At 61.2% G+C, this 20,338-nt stretch carries 17 protein-coding genes; 11 read left to right on the top strand and 6 right to left on the bottom strand.

The window, feature by feature from the left end:
* The first annotated feature begins 46 nt into the window (after positions 1-46).
* From doeB to CIC12_RS24480, 4 genes are all read left to right on the top strand, one after another.
* Positions 47-1,090 (top strand): N(2)-acetyl-L-2,4-diaminobutanoate deacetylase DoeB, encoded by a 1,044-nt coding sequence (doeB, locus tag CIC12_RS24495; protein ID WP_168667842.1) that lies wholly within the window; start codon positions 47-49, stop codon positions 1,088-1,090.
* A gap of 7 nt (positions 1,091-1,097) precedes the next feature.
* Positions 1,098-1,589, top strand: coding sequence for an Lrp/AsnC family transcriptional regulator (locus CIC12_RS24490; RefSeq protein WP_168667840.1), 492 nt, complete (start codon positions 1,098-1,100; stop codon positions 1,587-1,589).
* 144 nt (positions 1,590-1,733) lie between these two features.
* Positions 1,734-3,242 (top strand): NAD-dependent succinate-semialdehyde dehydrogenase, encoded by a 1,509-nt coding sequence (locus CIC12_RS24485; RefSeq protein ID WP_168667838.1) that lies wholly within the window; start codon positions 1,734-1,736, stop codon positions 3,240-3,242.
* Positions 3,243-3,283: 41 nt separating this feature from the next.
* A complete protein-coding gene (locus tag CIC12_RS24480) occupies positions 3,284-4,681 on the top strand; it encodes an aspartate aminotransferase family protein (RefSeq protein ID WP_168667836.1) in 1,398 nt (465 codons plus the stop codon).
* Positions 4,682-4,826: 145 nt separating this feature from the next.
* On the opposite strand, the gene CIC12_RS24475 is transcribed toward CIC12_RS24480, so the two are convergent.
* Together CIC12_RS24475 and doeA are read right to left on the bottom strand one after the other, a co-directional pair.
* The gene (locus CIC12_RS24475) at positions 4,827-5,924 is read right to left on the bottom strand and encodes an alcohol dehydrogenase family protein (RefSeq protein ID WP_168667834.1); all 1,098 of its coding nucleotides are present in this window, start codon (positions 5,922-5,924) and stop codon (positions 4,827-4,829) included.
* A gap of 61 nt (positions 5,925-5,985) precedes the next feature.
* Complete coding sequence (gene doeA / locus CIC12_RS24470; RefSeq protein WP_168667832.1) at positions 5,986-7,206, bottom strand: ectoine hydrolase DoeA; 1,221 nt, start codon at positions 7,204-7,206, stop codon at positions 5,986-5,988.
* 441 nt (positions 7,207-7,647) lie between these two features.
* Between doeA and ehuA the strand changes: the two genes are divergently transcribed.
* From ehuA to CIC12_RS24440, 6 genes are all read left to right on the top strand, one after another.
* On the top strand, positions 7,648-8,550 hold the full coding sequence (gene ehuA, locus CIC12_RS24465; RefSeq protein WP_168667830.1) for an ectoine/hydroxyectoine ABC transporter ATP-binding protein EhuA: 903 nt from the start codon (positions 7,648-7,650) through the stop codon (positions 8,548-8,550).
* Between the two features lie 55 nt (positions 8,551-8,605).
* Entirely contained in the window at positions 8,606-9,448 is an 843-nt protein-coding gene (gene ehuB / locus CIC12_RS24460) for an ectoine/hydroxyectoine ABC transporter substrate-binding protein EhuB (RefSeq protein ID WP_168667828.1), read from the top strand.
* A 75-nt stretch (positions 9,449-9,523) separates the two neighbouring features.
* Complete coding sequence (gene ehuC, locus CIC12_RS24455; RefSeq protein ID WP_168667826.1) at positions 9,524-10,183, top strand: ectoine/hydroxyectoine ABC transporter permease subunit EhuC; 660 nt, start codon at positions 9,524-9,526, stop codon at positions 10,181-10,183.
* 4 nt (positions 10,184-10,187) lie between these two features.
* A complete protein-coding gene (ehuD, locus tag CIC12_RS24450) occupies positions 10,188-10,847 on the top strand; it encodes an ectoine/hydroxyectoine ABC transporter permease subunit EhuD (protein WP_168667824.1) in 660 nt (219 codons plus the stop codon).
* 3 nt (positions 10,848-10,850) lie between these two features.
* Entirely contained in the window at positions 10,851-11,630 is a 780-nt protein-coding gene (eutA, locus tag CIC12_RS24445; protein ID WP_168667822.1) for an ectoine utilization protein EutA, read from the top strand.
* An 81-nt stretch (positions 11,631-11,711) separates the two neighbouring features.
* Positions 11,712-13,103, top strand: a complete 1,392-nt coding sequence (locus CIC12_RS24440) for an MFS transporter (RefSeq protein ID WP_168667820.1) — start codon at positions 11,712-11,714, stop codon at positions 13,101-13,103.
* 180 nt (positions 13,104-13,283) lie between these two features.
* Here the strand turns inward: CIC12_RS24440 and CIC12_RS24435 are convergent, their stop codons facing one another.
* The gene (locus tag CIC12_RS24435) at positions 13,284-13,685 is read right to left on the bottom strand and encodes a GFA family protein (protein WP_168667818.1); all 402 of its coding nucleotides are present in this window, start codon (positions 13,683-13,685) and stop codon (positions 13,284-13,286) included.
* A gap of 408 nt (positions 13,686-14,093) precedes the next feature.
* Here CIC12_RS24435 and CIC12_RS24430 point away from each other — a divergent pair, with 408 nt between their 5' ends.
* Complete coding sequence (locus tag CIC12_RS24430; RefSeq protein ID WP_168667816.1) at positions 14,094-15,713, top strand: glycoside hydrolase family 28 protein; 1,620 nt, start codon at positions 14,094-14,096, stop codon at positions 15,711-15,713.
* A 122-nt stretch (positions 15,714-15,835) separates the two neighbouring features.
* Here the strand turns inward: CIC12_RS24430 and CIC12_RS24425 are convergent, their stop codons facing one another.
* From CIC12_RS24425 to CIC12_RS24415, 3 genes are all read right to left on the bottom strand, one after another.
* Positions 15,836-16,276, bottom strand: a complete 441-nt coding sequence (locus CIC12_RS24425; protein ID WP_168667814.1) for a MarR family winged helix-turn-helix transcriptional regulator — start codon at positions 16,274-16,276, stop codon at positions 15,836-15,838.
* Positions 16,277-16,297: 21 nt separating this feature from the next.
* A complete protein-coding gene (locus CIC12_RS24420) occupies positions 16,298-18,193 on the bottom strand; it encodes an FAD-binding monooxygenase (RefSeq protein WP_168667811.1) in 1,896 nt (631 codons plus the stop codon).
* A 338-nt stretch (positions 18,194-18,531) separates the two neighbouring features.
* A complete protein-coding gene (locus tag CIC12_RS24415; RefSeq protein ID WP_238812872.1) occupies positions 18,532-19,749 on the bottom strand; it encodes an ATP-binding protein in 1,218 nt (405 codons plus the stop codon).
* Between the last annotated feature and the right edge of the window lie 589 nt (positions 19,750-20,338).

The following is a 20,338-nucleotide window of genomic DNA, read 5'->3' as shown; positions in this document are numbered from 1 at the left end:
CGTTATGAGCAACGCCGCGTGAGCGGCTCGTGAAGGAGCAGTGCAGATGCGGGCATCACCTATTCAACCAACGGTCGATTTCAACGCGGACGGCGAACAGCACGGCTTTCTGAAGCTGCCCCATTCGCACGACGGGTCAGCGTGGGGCGCGGAAATGATTCCGCTCACCGTGGTCCGCAACGGCGCAGGACCGACCGCGCTCCTTACCGGCGGCAATCACGGCGACGAATACGAAGGTCCGATTGCGTTGTCGAAACTGGCCGGGTCGTTGAAGGCGAAAGACGTCACTGGGCGTGTGATCATCGTACCGTTCATGAATTTTCCCGCCTTTCGCGCAGGCAGCCGCACGTCGCCGATCGATCGCGGCAACCTGAATCGCAGTTTCCCGGGCAAGCCGGACGGCACGATCACCGAAAAGATCGCCGACTATTTTCAGCGCTATCTGCTGCCGCTCGCCGATTACGTGCTCGATCTGCACGCCGGTGGCCGCACGCTCGACTTCGTGCCGTTCGCCGCCATTCACCTGTTGCCCGATGCGGCTCAGCAGGCTCGCTGCGAAGCGGCGATGCGCGCATTCGGCGCGCCGTATTCGATGCGAATGCTCGAACTCGATAGTGTCGGCCTGTACGACACGGCGGCCGAAGATGCGGGCAAGGTGTTCGTGTCGACGGAACTCGGCGGCGGCGGCACGGCGACGGTGCAAAGCGTCGCGGTGGCGGAGTGCGGCGTGCGGGGCTTCCTGCAGCATGCCGGTATTCTCAACCAACACGACGGCGAACAGCATGCGCCGCACGAGACCGGGCGCGCACGTACGACGACGCTGCTCGACATGCCCGACGGCACCTGCTTCACGACGAGCGAGCACGACGGTCTGCTGGAGCTATGCAAGGATCTCGGCGAAACGGTCAAAAGCGGTGAAGTCATCGCGCGGATTTACGACGCGTCGCGCACCGGTGTCGCGCCCGTCGAATACCGCGCTCGCCGCGCGGGCATGCTCGCGGCACGGCATTTTCCAGGGCTCGTGCGAGTCGGCGATACGGTGGCGGTGGTGGCAGACGTCGTCGAACGCGGCATCCCGGTGACGGTGTGAGCATCCGATGAAACTCGACCGCTACGATCTCGCGATCCTGCGCATCCTCGCGCGCGACGGACGCATCACGAAGTCGCGTCTGGCCGAGGAGATCAATCTGTCGATATCGCCTGCATGGGAACGGGTCAAGCGTCTGGAAGAGGCCGGCGTGATTCGCGGTTATCGCGCCGATATCGACTGGGTGGGCGCGTTCAAGGGCAGCCGCGTGGTGGTGGAAGTCACACTCGCGCGCCATACCGCGCACGACATGCGGCGCTTCGAAGAGCGCATTGCCGCGGCCCCACAGGTCGTGCAATGTCACGCGACAGGCGGTGGCGTCGACTATGTGATGCACGTGATGTCGCGCGATATCGACCACTATCAGCGCTTTATCGATTCGCTGCTGACCGACGAACTGGGCATCGAAAAGTACTTTACCTATGTCGTCACGAAGGTGGTGAAAAGCGGCGTGGAAGATTTGCCGGATTGGGCGCAAGAGCATATCGGCGACAGCATATGAAGCGCTCGCCGCGCACGCCAGAAAATCACCCTAAGTCGCTGCGAAATCCAGAAAAAATCCCACGCTTCACCGCGCATCAACCGAAAAAAACGCAGCACCGCAGCACGTACAGTGACAGGCATACATCGCAGACAGGAGGCGGTCATGTTGCTGGGTCATCCGGTTCTATTCAAATCGCTGTGCTACGTCGATGGACGCTGGCTCCATAGCGCGAGCGCCGCCAGCGTTGCCGTGCAGAATCCCGCGGATCAGCAGGTACTCGGCCACGTGCCGATGCTCGACGCCGCCCAGATTACCGAAGCAGTGGATGCGGCGCACACCGCGTTCTCGACGTGGCGCTGGCTGCCGGTTGGCCAGCGTTCCGCACTATTGCTGCGCTGGCACGAGCTGATCCTGCGTCATCAGCATGATCTGGCCGCGATTCTGTCGCTCGAACAGGGCAAGCCGCTCGCCGAAGCGCGCGGCGAAATCGCCTACGGCGCCAGTTTCGTCGAATGGTTCGCCCACGAAGCGCGTCGCCTGAATGGCCGCACGATTCCGACGCATATCGACGGCGCGCATCTCGGCACGATGATGGAGCCCGTCGGCGTCGCGGCGCTGATCACGCCATGGAACTTCCCGTGCGCGATGATCACGCGCAAAGCGGCCGCGGCGCTCGCTGCCGGTTGCACCGTGGTCGTGAAGCCCGCGCATGAAACGCCATTCTCCGCGCTGGCGCTCGCGCAGCTGGCCGAAGAAGCGGGCTTTCCCGCCGGCGTATTCAACGTCGTGCTCGGCGAGCCGCAAATGGCGATGGAAACCCTGGTGGGCGATAACCGGGTGCGCTCGGTGAGCTTCACCGGTTCGACTCGCGTCGGCGCATTGGTCATGCAGTGCGCGGCCCGCGCCGGTATCAAGAAAACCGCTTTGGAACTCGGCGGCAATGCGCCCTTTATCGTGACCGGCGACGCCGATCTCGATCAGGCCGTGCGCGTGGCGGTCGCGGCGAAGTTTCAGACCTCCGGTCAAGACTGCTGCGCGGCCAATCGCATCTTCGTCGCGCGGCCGCTGTACGAAGCGTTCGTCACGCAATACAGCGAAGCCGTGAAAGCGCTGAAGGTCGGTGCTGCCTACGAGAGCGAAGTGGACGTCGGTCCGTTGATGCATCAAGCCGCGTTCGACAGCACGGCCCAGCGCGTCGCCGACGCGCAGGCCAAGGGTGCGCGCATCACTGCTGGCGGAAAAGCACATGAGCGCGGCGGCTGGTTCTTCGAGCCGACGGTGGTCGCGGACGCCGCTCCCGGCATGCGCATTTACGACGAAGAAAACTTCGCGCCGATCTCCGCAGTGTCGCCGTTCGACTCGCTCGATGAAGTCGTCGAACGCGCGAACGATACTGAATACGGTCTGGCCGCTTATGTCTGCGCGCGAGACCTCAATACGGTGTTTCAACTGATTCGCCGTCTCGACTTCGCAATGGTGTCGGTCAACGGCGCGAAATTCACCGGCGCGCCGATTCCGTTCGGCGGCGTCAAGGCGTCGGGCCTCGGCCGTGAAGGCGGGGCCGAAGGCTTCGAGCCGTTTGTCGAAACCCGCTATTTCTGCCTGGGCCAACTCGGTTTGCCGGTTGCCGACAGCGTTCCCGCTCACCGTATGGCGGCTGCCACGGCCTGAGCCCATCCAACTCATCCATCGATCACACGAAGGAGCTTCCGATGACCCCACTCGATCAACTCTTCGACGCCGACCGCGCGCACTTCATGCATCCGTCGACGCATGCCCACGATCACGCGAGCGGAGCGCTGCCCGGGCGCATCGTGACCGGCGCGAAAGGCATCCGCATCGAAGATCATCAGGGCAAGTCGTATATCGACGCGTTCGCCGGTCTGTACTGCGTGAATATCGGCTACGGCCGCACCGAGGTCGCCGAAGCGATCTACGAGCAGGCGAAGAAACTGGCTTACTATCACACGTATGTGGGCCACTCGACGGACACGATCATCGAATTGTCGGCGCGCATTATCGATTGGGCGCCGCAGGGCATGAAGAAGGTGTATTACGGCATGTCCGGTTCGGATGCGAACGAAACTCAGATCAAGCTCGTCTGGTACTACAACAACGTGAAGGGCCGTCCGAACAAAAAGAAGATCATTTCCCGGCAACGGGGTTATCACGGCTCGGGCATCGTCACCGGCAGTCTGACCGGCTTGCCGAGTTTTCATCAATGCTTCGATCTGCCGATCGAGCGCGTCAAACATACCGTGTGTCCCCATTGGTACCGGCACGCACCAGCCGGCATGAACGAGGCGCAATTCGTGGCGTACTGCGTCGAGGAACTGGAGAAGCTGATCGCGCAGGAAGGCGCCGATACGGTCGCCGCGTTCATCGCCGAACCGGTGATGGGCACGGGCGGCATCCTGCCGCCGCCGGCCGGCTATTGGCCGGCCATCCAGCAGGTGTTGAAGAAGCACGACATCCTGCTGATCTGCGACGAGGTAGTGTGCGGTTTCGGCCGGCTCGGCTCGAAGATGGGTGCGCAACACTATGGCATCGCGCCGGATCTGATTACCGTCGCGAAGGGGCTGACGAGCGCGTATGCGCCGCTATCGGGCGTGATCGTGAGCGAGCGCGTATGGGACGTGATCGACAAGGCGTCGCAGGAATTTGGTGCGATGGGCCATGGCTGGACTTACTCGGGCCATCCGATCTGCGCGGCGGCGGCGCTCGCGAACCTCGATATTCTCGAGCGTGAGAATCTCACGCAGAACGCGGCGCAAACCGGCGCCTATCTGCTCGAACAACTTCATGCAGCGTTCGATTCTCATCCGCTGGTCGGCGAGGTGCGTGGTGCGGGCATGCTGGCCGCGCTCGAATTCATGGCCGACAAGGACGGCCGTCAGCCGTTCGATGCCGCGCTGAAGGTCGGGCCACGCGTCTCCGCTGCTGCGTTGGAGCGCGGTCTGATCGCGCGTGCGATGCCGCACGGCGATATTCTCGGCTTTGCGCCGCCGTTGGTCACGTCACGCAACGAAGTGGACGAGATCGTGAAACTGGCACGCGCGGCGGTGGATGAGGTGGCGTCCGTCGTGCTCGCGTCAGCCGCTTCTGTCTGATGTGAAGATGGGCCGGTTGGTGTCGCGGTGGGTCGCGGCACTGCCGGCTGTCGGCGCATCCGTTGGCGAATGGACGGGAATGATATCGAGTAGAAAATAGCCGGAACCGCGCTGGTTCCGGCTGCAAATCATTGCTGCCAGCTGTTCAAGCCTGCTTTGCCATGGTTTCGCCGTAGTGCCGGTCAGGAACCACGACGATATTGCCCACAAAGCGCTTTGCCATGAACTGTGTCTGCGCTTCATGAAACATCGACAGCGGATAGGTGGCGGCGAGTACTGGCTTGATCGTGCCGGCCTGAATATAATCCAGCACGCGTTTGAACGCACCGCGTGTACCTTGCGACGATCCGTTCAGCTGTAGCTGCTTCAGGTACATCGTACGCAGATCCAGCTGCACGACGGGCCCCGCGATCGCGCCCGCCGTCGTGTAACGGCCTTCGGCGCGCAGCACGTTCAGCAGTTTGCCGAACAGCGCGCCGCCGACCAGATCGGCGACCACGTCGACGGGCTGGCCGTTTGTCATCCGTTCGACCGCCGTGGCGAAGTCCTCGCTGTCGCGAAGCATCACGCCTTGTGCGCCGAGCTTGAGCACAGCCTCTTCCTTGCCCTTGCTGACAACCGCGTAAGGGATCGCGCCGCGCGCCCGGCACAATTGAATGATGGCCGAGCCCACGCCGCCGGATGCACCGGTGATCAACACCGTTTCGCCCTCGGCGACGGCCGCGCGCTCCAGCATCTGTTCGCCGGTGTGATACGCGCACCAGAAGGTTGCGAGTTCGGCATCGGAATACGTTGAATCGACGCGATGAGCACTCTGCGCGGGCACCGCCGTGTATTCGGCGTAGCCGCCATCGCGGCCGTGACCGATGTAGTCGATATCGGCAAGGCTGTCGTCGCCGCGGTTATAGATCGACGCATCGACGATCACGCGCTCGCCGAGACGCGCATCGCTGACTCCGCTGCCGACGGCGACCACGCGACCTACGATGTCCGCGCCCTGGATGCGCGGGAACGACAGCGTCGAGCGGCCGCGCCGCCAGGTGGACACGGCTTGCGGGTCGTCGTCCGTGCCATAGGCGCCTTCGCGTACCCATACGTCGGTGTTGTTCAGTCCGCACGCGGTGACGTCGAGCAATACCTCGTCCGACCGGCACACAGGAACCGGCACGTCGTCGCGATAGACGAGTTGATCGAGGCCGCCGTGCGCGGTCAGCACGATGGCCTTCATGGTCTTTGGAAGCATGGTTCTCCTCTCGTGATTCCCGCTGCGCGGCGCGCAACGGGAGCACCTTCAGGTTGGCATCTTATGGTTTGACGAACAGCTTGCGCGGCGTGTTGCAGAACGTCTCGACGCCGGTCTCGGTGATCAGGATGCTTTCGGTGATTTCGAGGCCCCAGTCGTCGAGCCACAGGCCCGGCATGAAGTGAAACGCCATACCCGGTTCGAGGACCGTTTTGTCCCCCGGACGCAGGCTCATCGTGCGCTCGCCCCAGTCGGGCGGATAGCTCGCACCGATCGGATAGCCGCAGCGGCTGTTCTTTTCGATGCCGTATTTGTGCAGCATCGCGAAGAACGCGTTGGCGATGTCTTCGCAGGTATTGCCCGGCTTCGCCGCGGCCAGCCCTGCCTCGATGCCTTCCACCACCGCTCGCTCGCCGTCGATGAAATGCTTCGGCGGCTTGCCGAGGTACACCGTGCGCGACTGCGGGCAGTGGTAACGCTTGAAGCAACCGGCGATTTCGAAAAACGTGCCGGCGTCCTTCGCGAACGGTGTGTCGTCCCACGTCAGATGCGGCGCGGCGGCGTCGGCGCCGGTCGGCAGCAGCGGCACGATCGCCGGGTAGTCGCCGCCATAGCCGTCCACGCCGGTGATGCCGGTCGCGTAAATTTCGGCGACCAGATCGTTCTTGCGCATGCCGGGCTCGATGCGCTCGACGATATGTGCGTGCATCCGTTCGACGATGCGTGCGGCGACGCGCATGTATTCGATCTCGCGCGGCGATTTGACCGCGCGCTGCCAGTTCACGAGCGCGGTGGCGTCCTGCCATTTCGCGTTGGGCAAGTGTGCGACGAGCGAACGATAGGCCGCAGCGCTGAAATAGTAGTTATCCATTTCGACGCCGATCCTGAGCGCGCCCCAGCCGCGCGCCTCAATCACGTTGCGGGCGAGGTAGTCCATCGGATGCCGTACGGGGGACTGCACGTAATGATCCGGATAACCCACGATCTGCTCGTGCTGCATGAACACCGTGCGCTTTGCGCCGTTGGCATCCTGGCCGCGGCCGAACCACACCGGTTCGCCGTCGAGCGCGAGCAGCACACACTGATGCACGTAGAACGACCAGCCGTCGTAACCGGTGAGCCACGCCATGTTGGTCGGATCGGACACGATCAGCAGCTCGACCCCTGCCGCCTGCATTGCCGTGCGTGTCTTGCCGATGCGGGCGGCGTATTCGGCGCGGTCGAACGGCAGGCGTAACGTCGGCGCCGCGACGCGCGATTCCAGTTGCGTTGTATCTGACATCTTTCCCTCTCTTTGAGCGTGACGTCGTTGCGGAAGTGTCGCGCCTCATGCACACGATGGGGCGCTTGTGAATGCTTGTGGGTGCCCGTGGGTATTTCTCGCCGCAGTCTAATGCCGCGAAAAAGCGCCTTTTAATGTGCTAGTTCAATCTTCGTTGCTGGCCTGAAGCGCGTTGCACGGAACGTGAAAAACTGCGCCGGACGTTCGCGCTGCGTCGCATAGGTATTGCCCCTGATGCGCACCGATCCGCACGCCGGCCTGGTGCATGAAAGCCCTCTCGTGCGGCATCGCGCGGCCCGTTTTGGGGCGCGAAAAATAATTGTTCTAGAGCAATCGGATCATGAATATGGCTTTGTATTCTGATTTGCATAGCGGCTCTGCCTGCGCAGCTGCACCGCCTCCAGTCAAGCCTTGGTATGAGGAACGGGAACCCGAATCGAGATGAATACCGCGCGAGTCACCGATCTGCTGAGCGTTTCAGATATCGCCTCAGCGACCCTTCCGTCCGGCTTGCCGGCGGCGCCGGGCAGCACCTTTGACCCACGCCCCGCGGCGCAGGCGAGCCGTCCGTTGATCAGAATCGATCGCATGACGAAGCGTTACGGCGCGCTGACCGTGCTCGACGAGCTGTCGCTCGACGTCATGCCCGGCGAGAAGCTCGCGTTGATCGGTCCATCCGGGTCCGGCAAGACCACGATCCTGCGCATTCTGATGACGCTCGAGTCGATCGACGGCGGTCACGTTGAAATGGACGGCGAGCAGCTGTTTCATATGCAACGCGGCGCGCACATGGTGCCCGCGAACGAGCGGCATCTGCAGAGGATGCGCGAGAAGGTCGGCATGGTCTTCCAGCACTTCAACCTGTTTCCTCATAAGAACGTGCTCGATAACGTCACACTCGCGCCGATGCTGACCAAAGGCGAGAGCCGTGAATCGGCGGAAAAGCGCGCGCTGGAACTGCTCGACATGGTCGGCATGGCGGACAAGGCGAAGAGCCGCCCGGCGCAGCTGTCCGGCGGGCAGAAGCAGCGCGTGGCGATTGCGCGGGCGCTTGCTCTTGCACCGAAGATCATGCTGTTCGACGAAGTAACGTCAGCGCTCGACCCTGAGCTCGTCGAAGAAGTCCTGAACGTCATGCACCGGCTCGCCAGCGAAACCGATATGACGATGCTGCTTGTCACGCATGAAATGGGTTTCGCCCACGATTTTGCCGACCGCGTGCTGTTTTTCGATCGCGGCAGGATCGTCGAGGAAGGCAAGCCAGAGGACATATTCAGTCATCCCAAGCATGAGCGCACCCAGGCGTTCCTGCGCAAGATCATCGCCGCGGGTCACCGGCTCTGAACGGCGCCGGCCACGCAGGCCGTTGATCACTACCACGCTCCAGGAGAAAAAAATCATGAAATTGAAGGGAATGCTGATCACGGGGACGTTGTCGCTGCTGACGCTGACCGGCGTTGCAGTCGCCGCGCAGGATAAGCTCGCTCAGCTCAGGGAGCAGGGTTTCGCGCGCATCGCGATTGCCAACGAACCGCCGTTCACCGCGGTCGGCGCCGACGGCAAGGTGACGGGCGCCGCGCCCGATGTGGCGCGCGCGGTGTTCAGGAAGCTCGGCGTCAACGACATCGTCGCGTCGATCTCCGAATACGGCGCGATGATTCCCGGCCTCGCGGTGGGGCGGCATGACGCGATCGCGGCCGGTCTCTTCATGACGCCGCAGCGCTGCGCAGCCGTGGCGTATTCCGAGCCCGTGCTGTGCGCGGTCGAAGCATTCGCCGTCAAGAAGGGCAACACCAGAAGCATCAAGACTTACGAGGAAATCGCGAAGGACCCGAAGGCGGTGATTGGCGTGGAGGGCGGCACTACCGAACAGAAACTCGCGACCGCCGCGCATATCCCGACCGAGCGCGTCGTCATCGTGCCGGATGGCCAGAGCGGGTTGAAGATGCTGCAGGACGGCCGTATCGACGCATTCGCGCTTCCGCTGCTGTCGATCAGCGATCTGCTCGCGAAAGCGAAAGACGCCAATCTGGAATCGATCGCACCGGTGCAGGGCACGCCGGTGCAATGCGACGGCGTCGCGTTCCGCAAGCAGGACACTGCGTTGCGCGACGCGTTCGACGTCGAGTTAAAGAAGATGAAGGAGTCCGGCGAGTTCGCGAAGATCGTCGAGCCGTACGGATTCTCGGCCAAGGCCGCAATGTCCACGAGCCGCGACAAGCTGTGTGCTGCGAAGAACTGAGCCCACTCGAGCCTGTTCGATGTGCTGTGCGGTAGCACATCGAACAGCCAACCCGAAGCACGACGAGGTGCGTTCATGAACGACTGGTCCGGCTACCTGCTGCTGATTCTGAAAGGCGCGCAGACAACCGTCGAACTCACTGTAATGGGGACTGCGCTTGCGCTCGTCATGGCGTTCATGGCTGGGCTCGGGCGGCTGTCGCGCTTCGTCGTGGTGCGCTCGCTGGCCACCTCGTATATCGAGTTCTTTCGCGGCACGTCGGTATTCGTCCAGTTGTTCTGGGCGTATTTCGTTTTGCCGATGGTTGGATTCACCCTCACGCCGTTGCAGGCCGGTGTGCTCGCACTCGGGCTGAACGTGGGTGCATATGGCGCGGAAGTGGTGCGCGGTGCGGTCGTCGCGATTGGTGAGGAGCAGCGCAACGCATGCATTGCGTTGAATCTGTCCCGCTATCAGCGCATGCGCCACGTGATCCTGCCGCAAGCGTTGCCGCTGATGCTGCCGACCTTCGGCAACAACGCCATCGAGCTGCTCAAGGGCACGGCCGTCGTATCGCTGATCTCGCTGGGCGACATGACGTTTCAGGCGCAGGTCGTACGCTCGCAAACCGGCAATACGTTGATACCGTTCGCGACGATTCTCGCGCTTTACTTCGCGATGGCGTGCCTGATTGGGTTCGGCATGCGCAAGCTGGAGCGGCGCATGAGCCTGGGTCTCGACGGGATGAGGAGATAGTCGCATGGAATGGGACTGGAGTTTCGCACGCGAGATTCTGCCGATCTTGCTGCAAGGTATGAAGATCACCGTACTCGCGACTTTGCTCGGCGCGATCGTGGCGGCGGTGGTCGGTATGGCGTTCGCGATTCTGCGCCTGTCGCCAAATCGCGCGGTGGCGCGTGCCACGACGCTGGTGGTGAGCTTCATCCGTGGCACGCCTTTGCTCGTGCAACTGTATTTCGTGTTCTATGTATTGCCCGACATCGGCGTGCGCATGCCCGCACTCGCGGCCGGTGTGCTCGCGCTCGGTGTGCACTATGCGACCTATACGGCGGAGGTCTACCGGAGCGGCATCGAAAACGTGCCGCGCGGGCAGTGGGAAGCGGCCAAGGCGTGCAATCTGAGCCCGTCGCAAACGTGGCAGCACATTATCCTGCCTGAAGCGGTTCCGCCGATGCTGCCCGCGCTCGCGAACTATCTGATTTCTATGTTCAAGGAAACACCGCTGCTGTCCGCGATCACCGTGCTCGAATTGATGAACGAAGCGAAGATCATCGCGAACACGGACTACCGTTACCTCGAACCGATGACGCTGGTGGGTGTGCTGTTTCTGTGCATCAGTCTGGTCGCGGTAACCGGTGTGCGGTTGCTCGAAAAGCGCTTTCCCGATCTCGGGCATTGAGCGATGCAAACCGCCATCCAGTCCTCAGCCTACCCGCCACGTCTTGACGAACGTGCCGTCCACAAACGTATCGGCCTCGTGATTCTGGCAACCGATCACACGACCGAGCCGGACTTTGCGGCGCTCGTGGCGAGCGAACGCATCGGCATTTACGTGAACCGTGTGCCTTACGCGAATCCGGTGACGCCGGTCAATCTGCGGGCGATGCAGCCGTCGCTGACCGCGGGCGCCGCATTGATCCTGCCCGACGAAGCGCTCGACGTGGTGATGTATTCGTGCACGTCGGCGTCCGTGGTGATCGGCGACGCGGAGATCGAGCAGGCGATTCAGGCGGCGAAGCCGAAGGCGCGCGTGGTCACGCCGACGGCTGCCTCGGTGGCCGCGCTGCACGCGCTCGGCGCGCGGCGCATCAGCGTGCTGACGCCGTACACCGTTGAAACGAGCCAGCCAATGGCGGAGTACTTTGCCGCGCAAGGTTTTGTCATCGACCGGTTTACGTGCATGGGCCTCACCGATGACCGCGAGATGGCGCGCATCTCACACGACGACATCATCGCGTTCGCCCGCGCCGCGACGGCGGCGGAATCCGATGCGCTTTTCATTTCGTGCACGGCGGTACGAGCGGCGGCCGTCATTGCGCGGATCGAGGCGTCGATCGGCAAGCCCGCTGTGAGCAGCAATCTCGCGACCGCCTGGATGTGTTTGCGCCTTTGTGGCAGCAATAACACCGAACCCGAACGGGGACGATTGATGACATTACCGCTGCCGTCGTCTGTACGTTGAGGTTCGACGAACGGCTTACCGATATTGATGAATTCGACGCGGTTCTGAATGCGTCGCATCGCTCGACATTCAGGAGGAACAATGGACTACGTACAGTCATGGGACACGGACAGCGAGACAGTGCAAGCCGGCTCACGGAGCCAGTTGCGGCGCGCCATCGCCGCATCGGCACTCGGTAATGCGACGGAATGGTTCGACTACGGCATCTATGCCTATGGCCTGACCTACATATCGGCCGCGCTCTTTCCCGGCGGTACGGCTCAGGCCACGCTTTTCGCACTGGCCACCTTTGCGATTTCATTTCTGGTTCGTCCACTCGGCGGACTTTTCTGGGGCCCGCTCGGCGACAGGCTGGGCCGCAAGCACGTCCTGGCGCTGACGATCATCCTGATGTCGGTGGCCACGCTACTGGTCGGTCTCGTGCCGACCTATGCGCGCATTGGATGGTGGGCGCCGGCGCTGCTGATCGTTTTGCGGATGATTCAGGGTTTCTCGACCGGTGGAGAGTACGGCGGCGCGGCCACCTTCATGGCTGAATACGCACCGGACAAGAAACGCGGCTTTTGCGGGAGCTTTCTCGAATTCGCGACGCTAGCAGGCTTTTCGCTCGGCGCGTTTTTAATGCTCGGCTGTTCGGTCGCACTCGGCAACGCCGCCATGCACGAGTGGGGATGGCGGCTGCCGTTCCTGATCGCCGCGCCGCTCGGCCTGATTGGTTTCTATCTGCGCTCGAAGCTGGAGGACACGCCCGTCTTCATCGAGCTGGAACAATCGAGCCACAAGGCGCAGCAGAGCTGCGTTTCGCTGAAAGCCCTGCTGGCCGGATACTGGAAGCCATTGGTGTTGCTGGGCGGCCTCGTCGTGGCGCTTAACGTCGTCAATTACGTGTTGCTGGCTTATATGCCGACTTTCATGCAGAAGCAACTGGGCATGAGCGACAACATGTCGTTGCTGGTCCCGCTTATCGGCATGCTGGCGATGATGGTGTTTCTTCCTTTTGCCGGCACGTTCTCGGATCGGATCGGGCGCAAGAACGTCTGGTGGTTTTCTCTCGTCGGACTCTTTGTCGCTGCGATTCCGATGTTCCTTCTGATGAAGCATGGCATTGCCGGAGCACTCATCGGGTTTTCCGTGCTCGGCCTGCTGTATGTTCCGCAACTGGCGAGCATCTCGGCGATGTTCCCCGCGATGTTTCCCACGCAGGTGCGTTATGCAGGGATGGCGATTGCCTACAACGTGTCGACGTCGATCTTCGGCGGCACGGCGCCGATGGTGAACGAATGGTTCATCGCTCGCACCGGCAATGTGCTCGTGCCGGCGTACTACATGATGGGCGCGTGTGTGATTGGCGCGTTGGCGCTGATCTTCGTGACGGAGACATCGGGCTGTTCGTTGCGCGGGCGCGAGATACCCGGAAAGGAAAAGGCCAACCGGACCCGGAAGCATATTGGCGCGGCGGGAGAAGGAGTCTGAGTGGCCCCCGGCCGGCAATTTCAGATGTCTGTGGCGGGGCAGAAGTGGCCCGATGCGACGCTTGCGTTCGACAATGCGAAGAGACGGTGACGCGGATGATTTCCGCGTCAGCCCGGCGCAAAGGGTTCTATCGCGTCGCCGACATTGAACCGATAGTCCGGGTGCAACAGCGTCTAACCATCAGTCGAATTCTTCGTGCTGTGGCAGGTGATCGGTGATGGCATGCCACGGCGCCTTTGAACCCACAAAAATATGAGCAGTGGGGCGAATGGTGGGTGTGTCGGTGAGCGTTCCCAACGTGACGTGCGCGAACTCTCCGTTACGAACCACTGAAAACATCAGGCTGCCGCATGTCTTGCAGTGCACATCGTGCGACGCTTGTTCGTCACCGAAAACCAACAGGTTGTCTTTGCCCTCAGTGATACACAACTTGTCGCGCTCGATTCCCGCGAATGGTTTGAACGCTGAACCGGTCGCGCGCCGACAGTTTGAACAGTGGCAGTTCAACGCGTAGACGAACTCGTCTTTTACCGAGTAATGGACAGCGCCGCAAAGGCATCCGCCGGCAAGCAATGGTTTCATGGCTGGTTTTCAGTCAGTAGGCACGTCGCAGAAATGGATTGGGAAATAGTACATCCATGATTATTGATGGTCCGAAGGTCAGCGTCCAATAGCCGGATTCGGCTGCGAATCTGCGAGTTCGCAGCGTGAGTTTAATGAGTGCGGAATATCGTGATGTGACGTCATATCACAGAGTTGCTGCGGATCATGCCGCTGGAAAGGTGCGACTGCATAATCGATATGGACGCGGCGCAACTCCCCCGAATCGGCTCACAGTATGGGACATCTTGTCGAATTTTGGGGTGTGAATTCAAACCGTGCGTGATAAATCATTCGTCGAGGGTAAACTCTATTGTCTGACATCGCATGAATGCCGAGAATGGCCTCCAACAAAAATTTCGAGTTCCAACTTGGAAAGAAGGAGGAGGCATGAAAACAAAATTGTTGGCGATCGCGAGCGCGTGCATGGTTCTGGCAGGGTGTGGTGGGGATGTAAGGTCGAGCAATGATCCAGGGAAGCCGGCCGCGTCGGCACCCCCGGTTACGCCCGCGGATCCCGCCATTAGCCAGACGTACAACGTCAAAGACTTCGGCGCCAAGGGCGACGGTACGAGCGACGACACGGCAGCGATTCAGAAAGCACTCAATGCGGCGAGCGCCGCAAAGGGGACGGTCGTATTTCCACAGGGCACGTTCATGACCGGCGCGTTGTTCGTCGGTTCGGATACGACCTTGCAAGTCGATGAAGGCGTGACGCTGAAGGCCATTCAGGCTCAGACATGGTGGAACATCGAGACGACCATCGCGTCCGGCGCAACGAATGGCTTTTATCCGGATGGCCTGTCTCTCTACCCGCAGGTGCCGACCCGCGTGCAGGGCATTGAGATGAACTGGGCATCGGCGATCATCAATGTTCGCAATGCCAATAATGTGACTATCACCGGTAAAGGCGTGATCGACGGTAATGGGCAAGCGTGGTGGTCGCACTATTACGGCGATGGTACGTCGTTTCACAAGACGCTCGGCGTGACATGGGCGCTCAATTGGGACGAGCAGCGCCCGCGCGGCATCGAGACCTTCAATTCGACGAACATCACCATCAAGGACGTAACCGTTCAGAACTCGCCGTTCTGGACCGTGCACATCTGTTACTCGGATCAGGTGCATCTGGATGGCGTCAAAGTCTACAATTTCCCGAGTGCCACGACGGGGATCATGCCGAGTACCGACGGTATCGATCTGGATTCCTCGACGAACGTTCTTGTAGAGAATGCGGATATCGTTGCAAACGATGATGGTTTCGTCATCAAGTCCGGACGTGACGGAGACGGGCTTCGCGTCAACAAGCCGACCGCGAACGTGGTGATCCGCAATTCAGTGGTTCGGGCTGGTGCGACCGCATTTACCATCGGCAGCGAAACGTCCGGTGGCGCGAACAATATTGAAGTGTCCAACATTCAGGTCACGCCGCTTACCGGGCAGATCAACAGCAACGTCGGATACAAGGCGGGCGGCCCGGCAGTCTATAGTGCGTTCGTATTCAAGTCGGCGCCGACGCGCGGTGGCACGATGGAAAATGTCTATATCCATGACATTACCGTCGACGATGCGTACTACTTCATGCAAGGCAACGAAGCGTGGCCGGCCGGCGGCACGGTTCCGGCCACGTTTGGTTCGACGTACATGGAGCCTTCGTACTGGCCGCCGATTCTCGTGATGCCGGCCACACCCGAAGATGGATATCCAATTTTCCGGAACTTCAAATTCGAGAACATCACGATGAAGCGTGTCGAAACGGCCGTGTTCGGCGTGGCGGGCTATACGCTTGCAGGCGAAGCAGAGAAGGGCCGGTTCACGAATTTCACGTTCAATAACGTGAATATCACAGCAGTCAATTCAGCTGGCGCGTCGGTGGGCGCCGGGTCGATCGCCAACGCCGGCAATTGGGTGTTCACTAATAGTACGATCAAGAATGCTGGCGGTGCGAACATCGTTCCGACTTTGTCCTCCACCACGACAAGCAACATCACCGGCTTGCCAGCGCAATAGGCCCGGCAGCGAGGACGATCGCGACCGCCTGGATGGGGCGCGATCTCCTGGTCGATCTCGTTCCGGGCGAGTTCGGCGCAACGGCGTTCAGATTGCGAGAGCGGCCGTGCGGGAACGCGACGTTACGCGCGCTCCGACAGCAAAACTGCGAGCAGTCGTCGCAACTCAGCACTTTCCAGCGGAGAAAGCGCTGCGGTGAGGATACGATCGACATTGTCGACGCGAGGGCGCAAAGTGGCGAGCTGCTTTTTCCCTGCTGAAGTCAGGAACAGGATATAGCTGCGCTTGTCGGCGGGGTCGTCCTGCCGCTCGATCAGGCCATTTCGCACCATGCGTGCAACCAGATCGGCAATCGTGGAACGGTCCACGTCCAGCTCGTCGCCGAGTTGTCGCTGGTTGACGCCCGGCGTCTCGTGAAGGACGACGAGCGCCGCATATTGCACACTCGTGACCTCAGCCGAAACCTCACGAAGCCATACCGCCAAGTGTCGCTGCTGAGCGCGGCGTACCAGGCTGCCCGTGTGTCGGGCAAGCCCTCTGAGGTCGTCGGATTTTGTTGGCAATTTCGCAGTGTTCCGCGCAGGTTAATTGATTCGGAAAATGGGCCGCAGAAAGGTGCTCAACTCCGCGTAGGCGTTCAACGGGAGAACGTGAGCAACGTACTGGTCCGGGCGGACCACAACCACTGCGCCCCGCTCACGGTCGATGCCGCGCTCGTCGAAGATATCAGTCGCCGCGTCGCTCGTAAATGCTTTCTCGTAGTCGATAAGCCCATGGCGTCCCTTGCATGGCAGCAGCAGACGCGGCAGTTCTTCGAGACACACTTCCCGATGGTCTTGCTGAAGCACCGCGCGCAGATCAAGCACGCTGTCCGGGTCGGTGTCGGTGGGCGTAATTTGCCTCAAGATGGAATCGGGAGAGTTGATGAGATGGTCGCACAACGCCTCAAACGCTCTTTGACTAGCATCGGCGAAAACATACAGGCGCCAGCGGCCATCCGCCTGCGCGGCATGTCCGAGATGGACCGGCTTGGCGTCGGCGATGCGAATCACCGGTGAAGAGTGGAACCGCGTACCGATCGTAAAACCGCTCGCGAGCGCCTGATAACTCGACCCTCCCGTGAGCATGCCGGGCCGGTAGCGGGTCGCGACCCCCGCGGTGTACCTGCCTGCGCGCACGAAGTACGCTTGCAGTTCAGCGGGATCGACCGCGCCTGCTTCCGGCCGGGCTGGATCCTTGGGGGGCGCCGCCATCATCGCCGACCACTCCTTGTCGAACTCGATCAACTCCTTCGCGATGGGTTGGCGCTCGCCGGAATACGTGCGTAACAGAGCGGGGCTGCTGCGTCCCTGAAGAACCGCAGCCAGTTTCCAGCCGAGATTGAACCCGTCCTGCATGGAGACATTCATTCCCTGGCCCGCTTTGGCGCTATGCGTATGGCAGGCGTCCCCGGCGATGAACACGCGCGGATCACGATCGACGCCGTCTGCGCTGATGGAATCGTCGAAACGGTCGGTCAGGCGCTGTCCCACTTCGTACACCGAGAACCATGCGACCTCTTTCACATCGAGGGTATAGGGATGCAGAATCCGTTGCGCTGTCGCGATGATGCGGTCAACCGTAATCTGTTTGATCGCGTCACGATTTTCAGGCGTTACGTCGCCGAGGTCGACATAGAAGCGCACGAGATGGCCACCTTCGCGCGGAATGATGAGCAGATTGCCTTCGCGGGCGGACTGAATGGCTACCTTCAGCCGGATGTCGGGGAAGTTGGTGACGGCAAGCGCGTCCATCACGCCCCATGCGTGATTGGCGGCGTCGCCGCGCAACGTTTGCCCGATCGCGGCGCGTACTCGACTGCGCGCGCCGTCGCAGCCCACGACATAGCGGGCGCGCATGCATATTTCCTCGCCGAGCCGCGTTGCATCGGTGCGGCGCAACGTAACCCGCACCGGGTACTCGCCGACATCATCGCGTTCCACGGCCACGACTTCGAGATCGTAGTCCGGTTCCAGCCGCCGCGCGGACAGCCGCATCACATCGAGCAGATAGTCCTGGATACGGGCCTGATTGACGATGACGTGGGGAAACTCGGAAAGCCCTGGTTCGGTATCCTGAACACGTCCGGTACGCCGGATCTCGCCTTGCTCGTCGGCGTCAGGACGCCAGAAGACAGTTTCGTTGACCCAGTATGCTTCGCGCAACAAGCGTTCAGCGAGGCCGAACGCATTGAACATCTCAACGGTCCGGCACGCGACGCCGTCTGCCTGGCCCATCAAGAGCGGCCCTGACCGGCGTTCGACCACACGGGTCGTGATACCAGTGAATTTCGATAGCTGAGCGGCGAGGACGAGCCCCGCGGGCCCCGAGCCGGCGATCAGAACGTCAACGTGGTCGGGCATCTCGGGGCCGTGCATGTCCTCGGCGACGGGTTCGATCACTGGGTCGCCGACACGAAAACCGTTGAGATGAAATTGCATGATGTCTTCCTCCATGTTGGTGCGTACCGCGTTGGAGGGAATATACTCCGTATGCCAACTATTTCAATAGTTTTGTGCGTTCTCACGGTTTACCCTTGAGAAACCAAGGTCCACGTGACGCCAATCTCGGCCTCGCCGAGATCGCTTCGTACGTGAAATTCCGCCGAGCTTTGCCCGCCGATATCTCCGTTGTCGCTGGACTTTACGACCGCGTCCGGCCCCTGCCGCCGGAAGACGCGCAGATGGGGTTCGCGAACGGCCTGGCGTTCGCATGTCGGGACGGAATCACTCGCCTCCTGGTCTCACCGGCTGTTGAATGCAATTACCAGTCGGCGAGTTCACCGAACTCGACTGGCCGCGCGCGGCGCCGAAAACATCATGCGCACAAACAGTCCTCCGCCAGAATGATTCCCCAGAACAAGTCGGCCTTCAGCGTCCGCGACGAGTTTTTTGACCAACGCCAGACCGAGTCCCCAATGGCGACCGCTATCTTCGGGACGACCCAGGCGCACGAATGTCGAAGTTGCGTGCGATAGCTCGGACTGTTTGATGCCAGCACCATGATCTCTGATGCTCAGGATCCACTCGTCACGCAGTCGCGACGTTGTAATTTCGATCGGCGGGACCCCATGTTCCAGTGCATTGTCGACGAGGTTCGACATGACGCGCTCGAGAAGCGTGCGCGGCAATTTGAACTCTGCGCCTGCCCCGAATCTGCAACTGAAGAGTGCCGCGTCCAGTGAACTTGTCATCATGAACCGGTCGCGTATGAATGCTTCCACCGATAGATCAGACTCCTGCTTTGGCGAGCACCTGGTTACTTCGATGAACTGCCTCGCAATATGTGAGAACAGATCGACATCCTCCACCAGCGCAACGCGTTTCTGCCATTCTTTTACCAGCAGCGCAGTTCCACGAAGGCGGATCGCCTGGGATTCCAGGTGCGTGGCGAGGGCCGCAAGTGTCGCCGACTGTTCCTCTCTAGCATGGCAGCGCCGCGTCAGCATTTCATTGAAAGTCCGTGCGAGCCGTCGCAATGTTTCGGGGCCGGTTTCCCGAATGCCGTTGGAAGGATGGCAATCGCCTGCAATTTCGCGGAAGGCCGTCGCCAGATTGCGCAGTGGCCGGCCGGCTACCCAGTTGCCGGCTAGTCCGAGCGCGACTGATAGCAGGACAATCATCCCGGCGGATATCGCGGTGTTGTCTGCTGATAGAGATCCCAGGTCTTCCTCGAACGCGAGCGAATCATTTGTTGAGGGGTCTTGCGAGGGAAAGAGTCGTTCCACCGGGAAACTGGAGCGCGTGTGAGCGAACAACGTTTCATCGAAATCCTGGCGGAGGTGGACCAGCGTTGCCCGCTCGACAACCACCACCGCGGGCGGTGCGATGGAGAAGGGCATCATCCGTTCGGAAGAAGTCATGTGCCCGGAGTGGTCTTGCCGAGACTCCAGCCATGCCTGATGACGTTGCGGCTCGTAGACATGAGTAAAGGCCGTAGGGCTGGCCGGCTGCGAAGTTCTTGCCATTACGTTCGAACCGATGCTCGATATCAGCATCGCGGTCAATACGATGGCTCGTTGAAGCAATCTAGTCAATCGTTCCTCTTCGGTTCTGATCGAAAACGGGTGGTCCGACGAAAAGAATACGGATGGCGAGCGTGGGCCGCACTACGAACCAGCAAGCTGGGCCAATGATCGGCCATTGGGACGCATCGGGAAGCCGCGAACACTGGCCGTATCGCCTGATTGCTTACCAGATGTTTCGGGCTTCCATCGACTCGACCCATGCGACGTCTTCGGGCGGAATCCGGCCTTCAGCACTGCACGATCAGATACCGGATGGCGTCAGCGTTATCGTGAACGAGCGGGTGCTTGACCGCTTACCTCCAGCGGCATTGGATCGGAGCGCCTGACCGCTTCAAGAGCGGCCTTGTCCCTGGCCCGGTCGCCACTCTAGCGGACAATCTTCACCGCCGCCAGGTTGCCGAAGGGCGCAATGAACTCCGAGCACTGGATGCCTCTGTAGCCCTGTGTCCACGCCTGGATGTTGTCCGAAAGTCCTGGCGAACCTCGCTTTTGTGCAGGGACCTTCGATGGTCAATCAAGTACTTTGTTCGTCATCGGCTATGCACGCCGTGACGGCGGT

The sequence above is a fragment of the Paraburkholderia sp. SG-MS1 genome (assembly GCF_012275575.1).
Taxonomy (GTDB): domain Bacteria; phylum Pseudomonadota; class Gammaproteobacteria; order Burkholderiales; family Burkholderiaceae; genus Paraburkholderia.
The sequence above is the reverse complement of the archived record's forward strand: the minus strand, read 5'-3'. Positions and strand labels throughout refer to the sequence as shown.

Excerpts from the sequence above, each read along its gene's own strand:
- ehuA (WP_168667830.1), top strand. The coding sequence starts at position 7,648 with ATGAATACCGCGCGAGTCACCGATCTGCTGAGCGTTTCAGATATCGCC.
- CIC12_RS24420 (WP_168667811.1), bottom strand. The coding sequence starts at position 18,193 with ATGCAATTTCATCTCAACGGTTTTCGTGTCGGCGACCCAGTGATCGAA.
- CIC12_RS24415 (WP_238812872.1), bottom strand. The coding sequence starts at position 19,749 with ATGCTGATATCGAGCATCGGTTCGAACGTAATGGCAAGAACTTCGCAG.
- CIC12_RS24440 (WP_168667820.1), top strand. The coding sequence starts at position 11,712 with ATGGACTACGTACAGTCATGGGACACGGACAGCGAGACAGTGCAAGCC.
- doeA (WP_168667832.1), bottom strand. The coding sequence starts at position 7,206 with ATGTCAGATACAACGCAACTGGAATCGCGCGTCGCGGCGCCGACGTTA.
- doeB (WP_168667842.1), top strand. The coding sequence starts at position 47 with ATGCGGGCATCACCTATTCAACCAACGGTCGATTTCAACGCGGACGGC.
- CIC12_RS24475 (WP_168667834.1), bottom strand. The coding sequence starts at position 5,924 with ATGCTTCCAAAGACCATGAAGGCCATCGTGCTGACCGCGCACGGCGGC.
- ehuD (WP_168667824.1), top strand. The coding sequence starts at position 10,188 with ATGGAATGGGACTGGAGTTTCGCACGCGAGATTCTGCCGATCTTGCTG.
- ehuC (WP_168667826.1), top strand. The coding sequence starts at position 9,524 with ATGAACGACTGGTCCGGCTACCTGCTGCTGATTCTGAAAGGCGCGCAG.
- eutA (WP_168667822.1), top strand. The coding sequence starts at position 10,851 with ATGCAAACCGCCATCCAGTCCTCAGCCTACCCGCCACGTCTTGACGAA.
- CIC12_RS24430 (WP_168667816.1), top strand. The coding sequence starts at position 14,094 with ATGAAAACAAAATTGTTGGCGATCGCGAGCGCGTGCATGGTTCTGGCA.
- CIC12_RS24485 (WP_168667838.1), top strand. The coding sequence starts at position 1,734 with ATGTTGCTGGGTCATCCGGTTCTATTCAAATCGCTGTGCTACGTCGAT.
- CIC12_RS24435 (WP_168667818.1), bottom strand. The coding sequence starts at position 13,685 with ATGAAACCATTGCTTGCCGGCGGATGCCTTTGCGGCGCTGTCCATTAC.
- CIC12_RS24490 (WP_168667840.1), top strand. The coding sequence starts at position 1,098 with ATGAAACTCGACCGCTACGATCTCGCGATCCTGCGCATCCTCGCGCGC.
- ehuB (WP_168667828.1), top strand. The coding sequence starts at position 8,606 with ATGAAATTGAAGGGAATGCTGATCACGGGGACGTTGTCGCTGCTGACG.
- CIC12_RS24480 (WP_168667836.1), top strand. The coding sequence starts at position 3,284 with ATGACCCCACTCGATCAACTCTTCGACGCCGACCGCGCGCACTTCATG.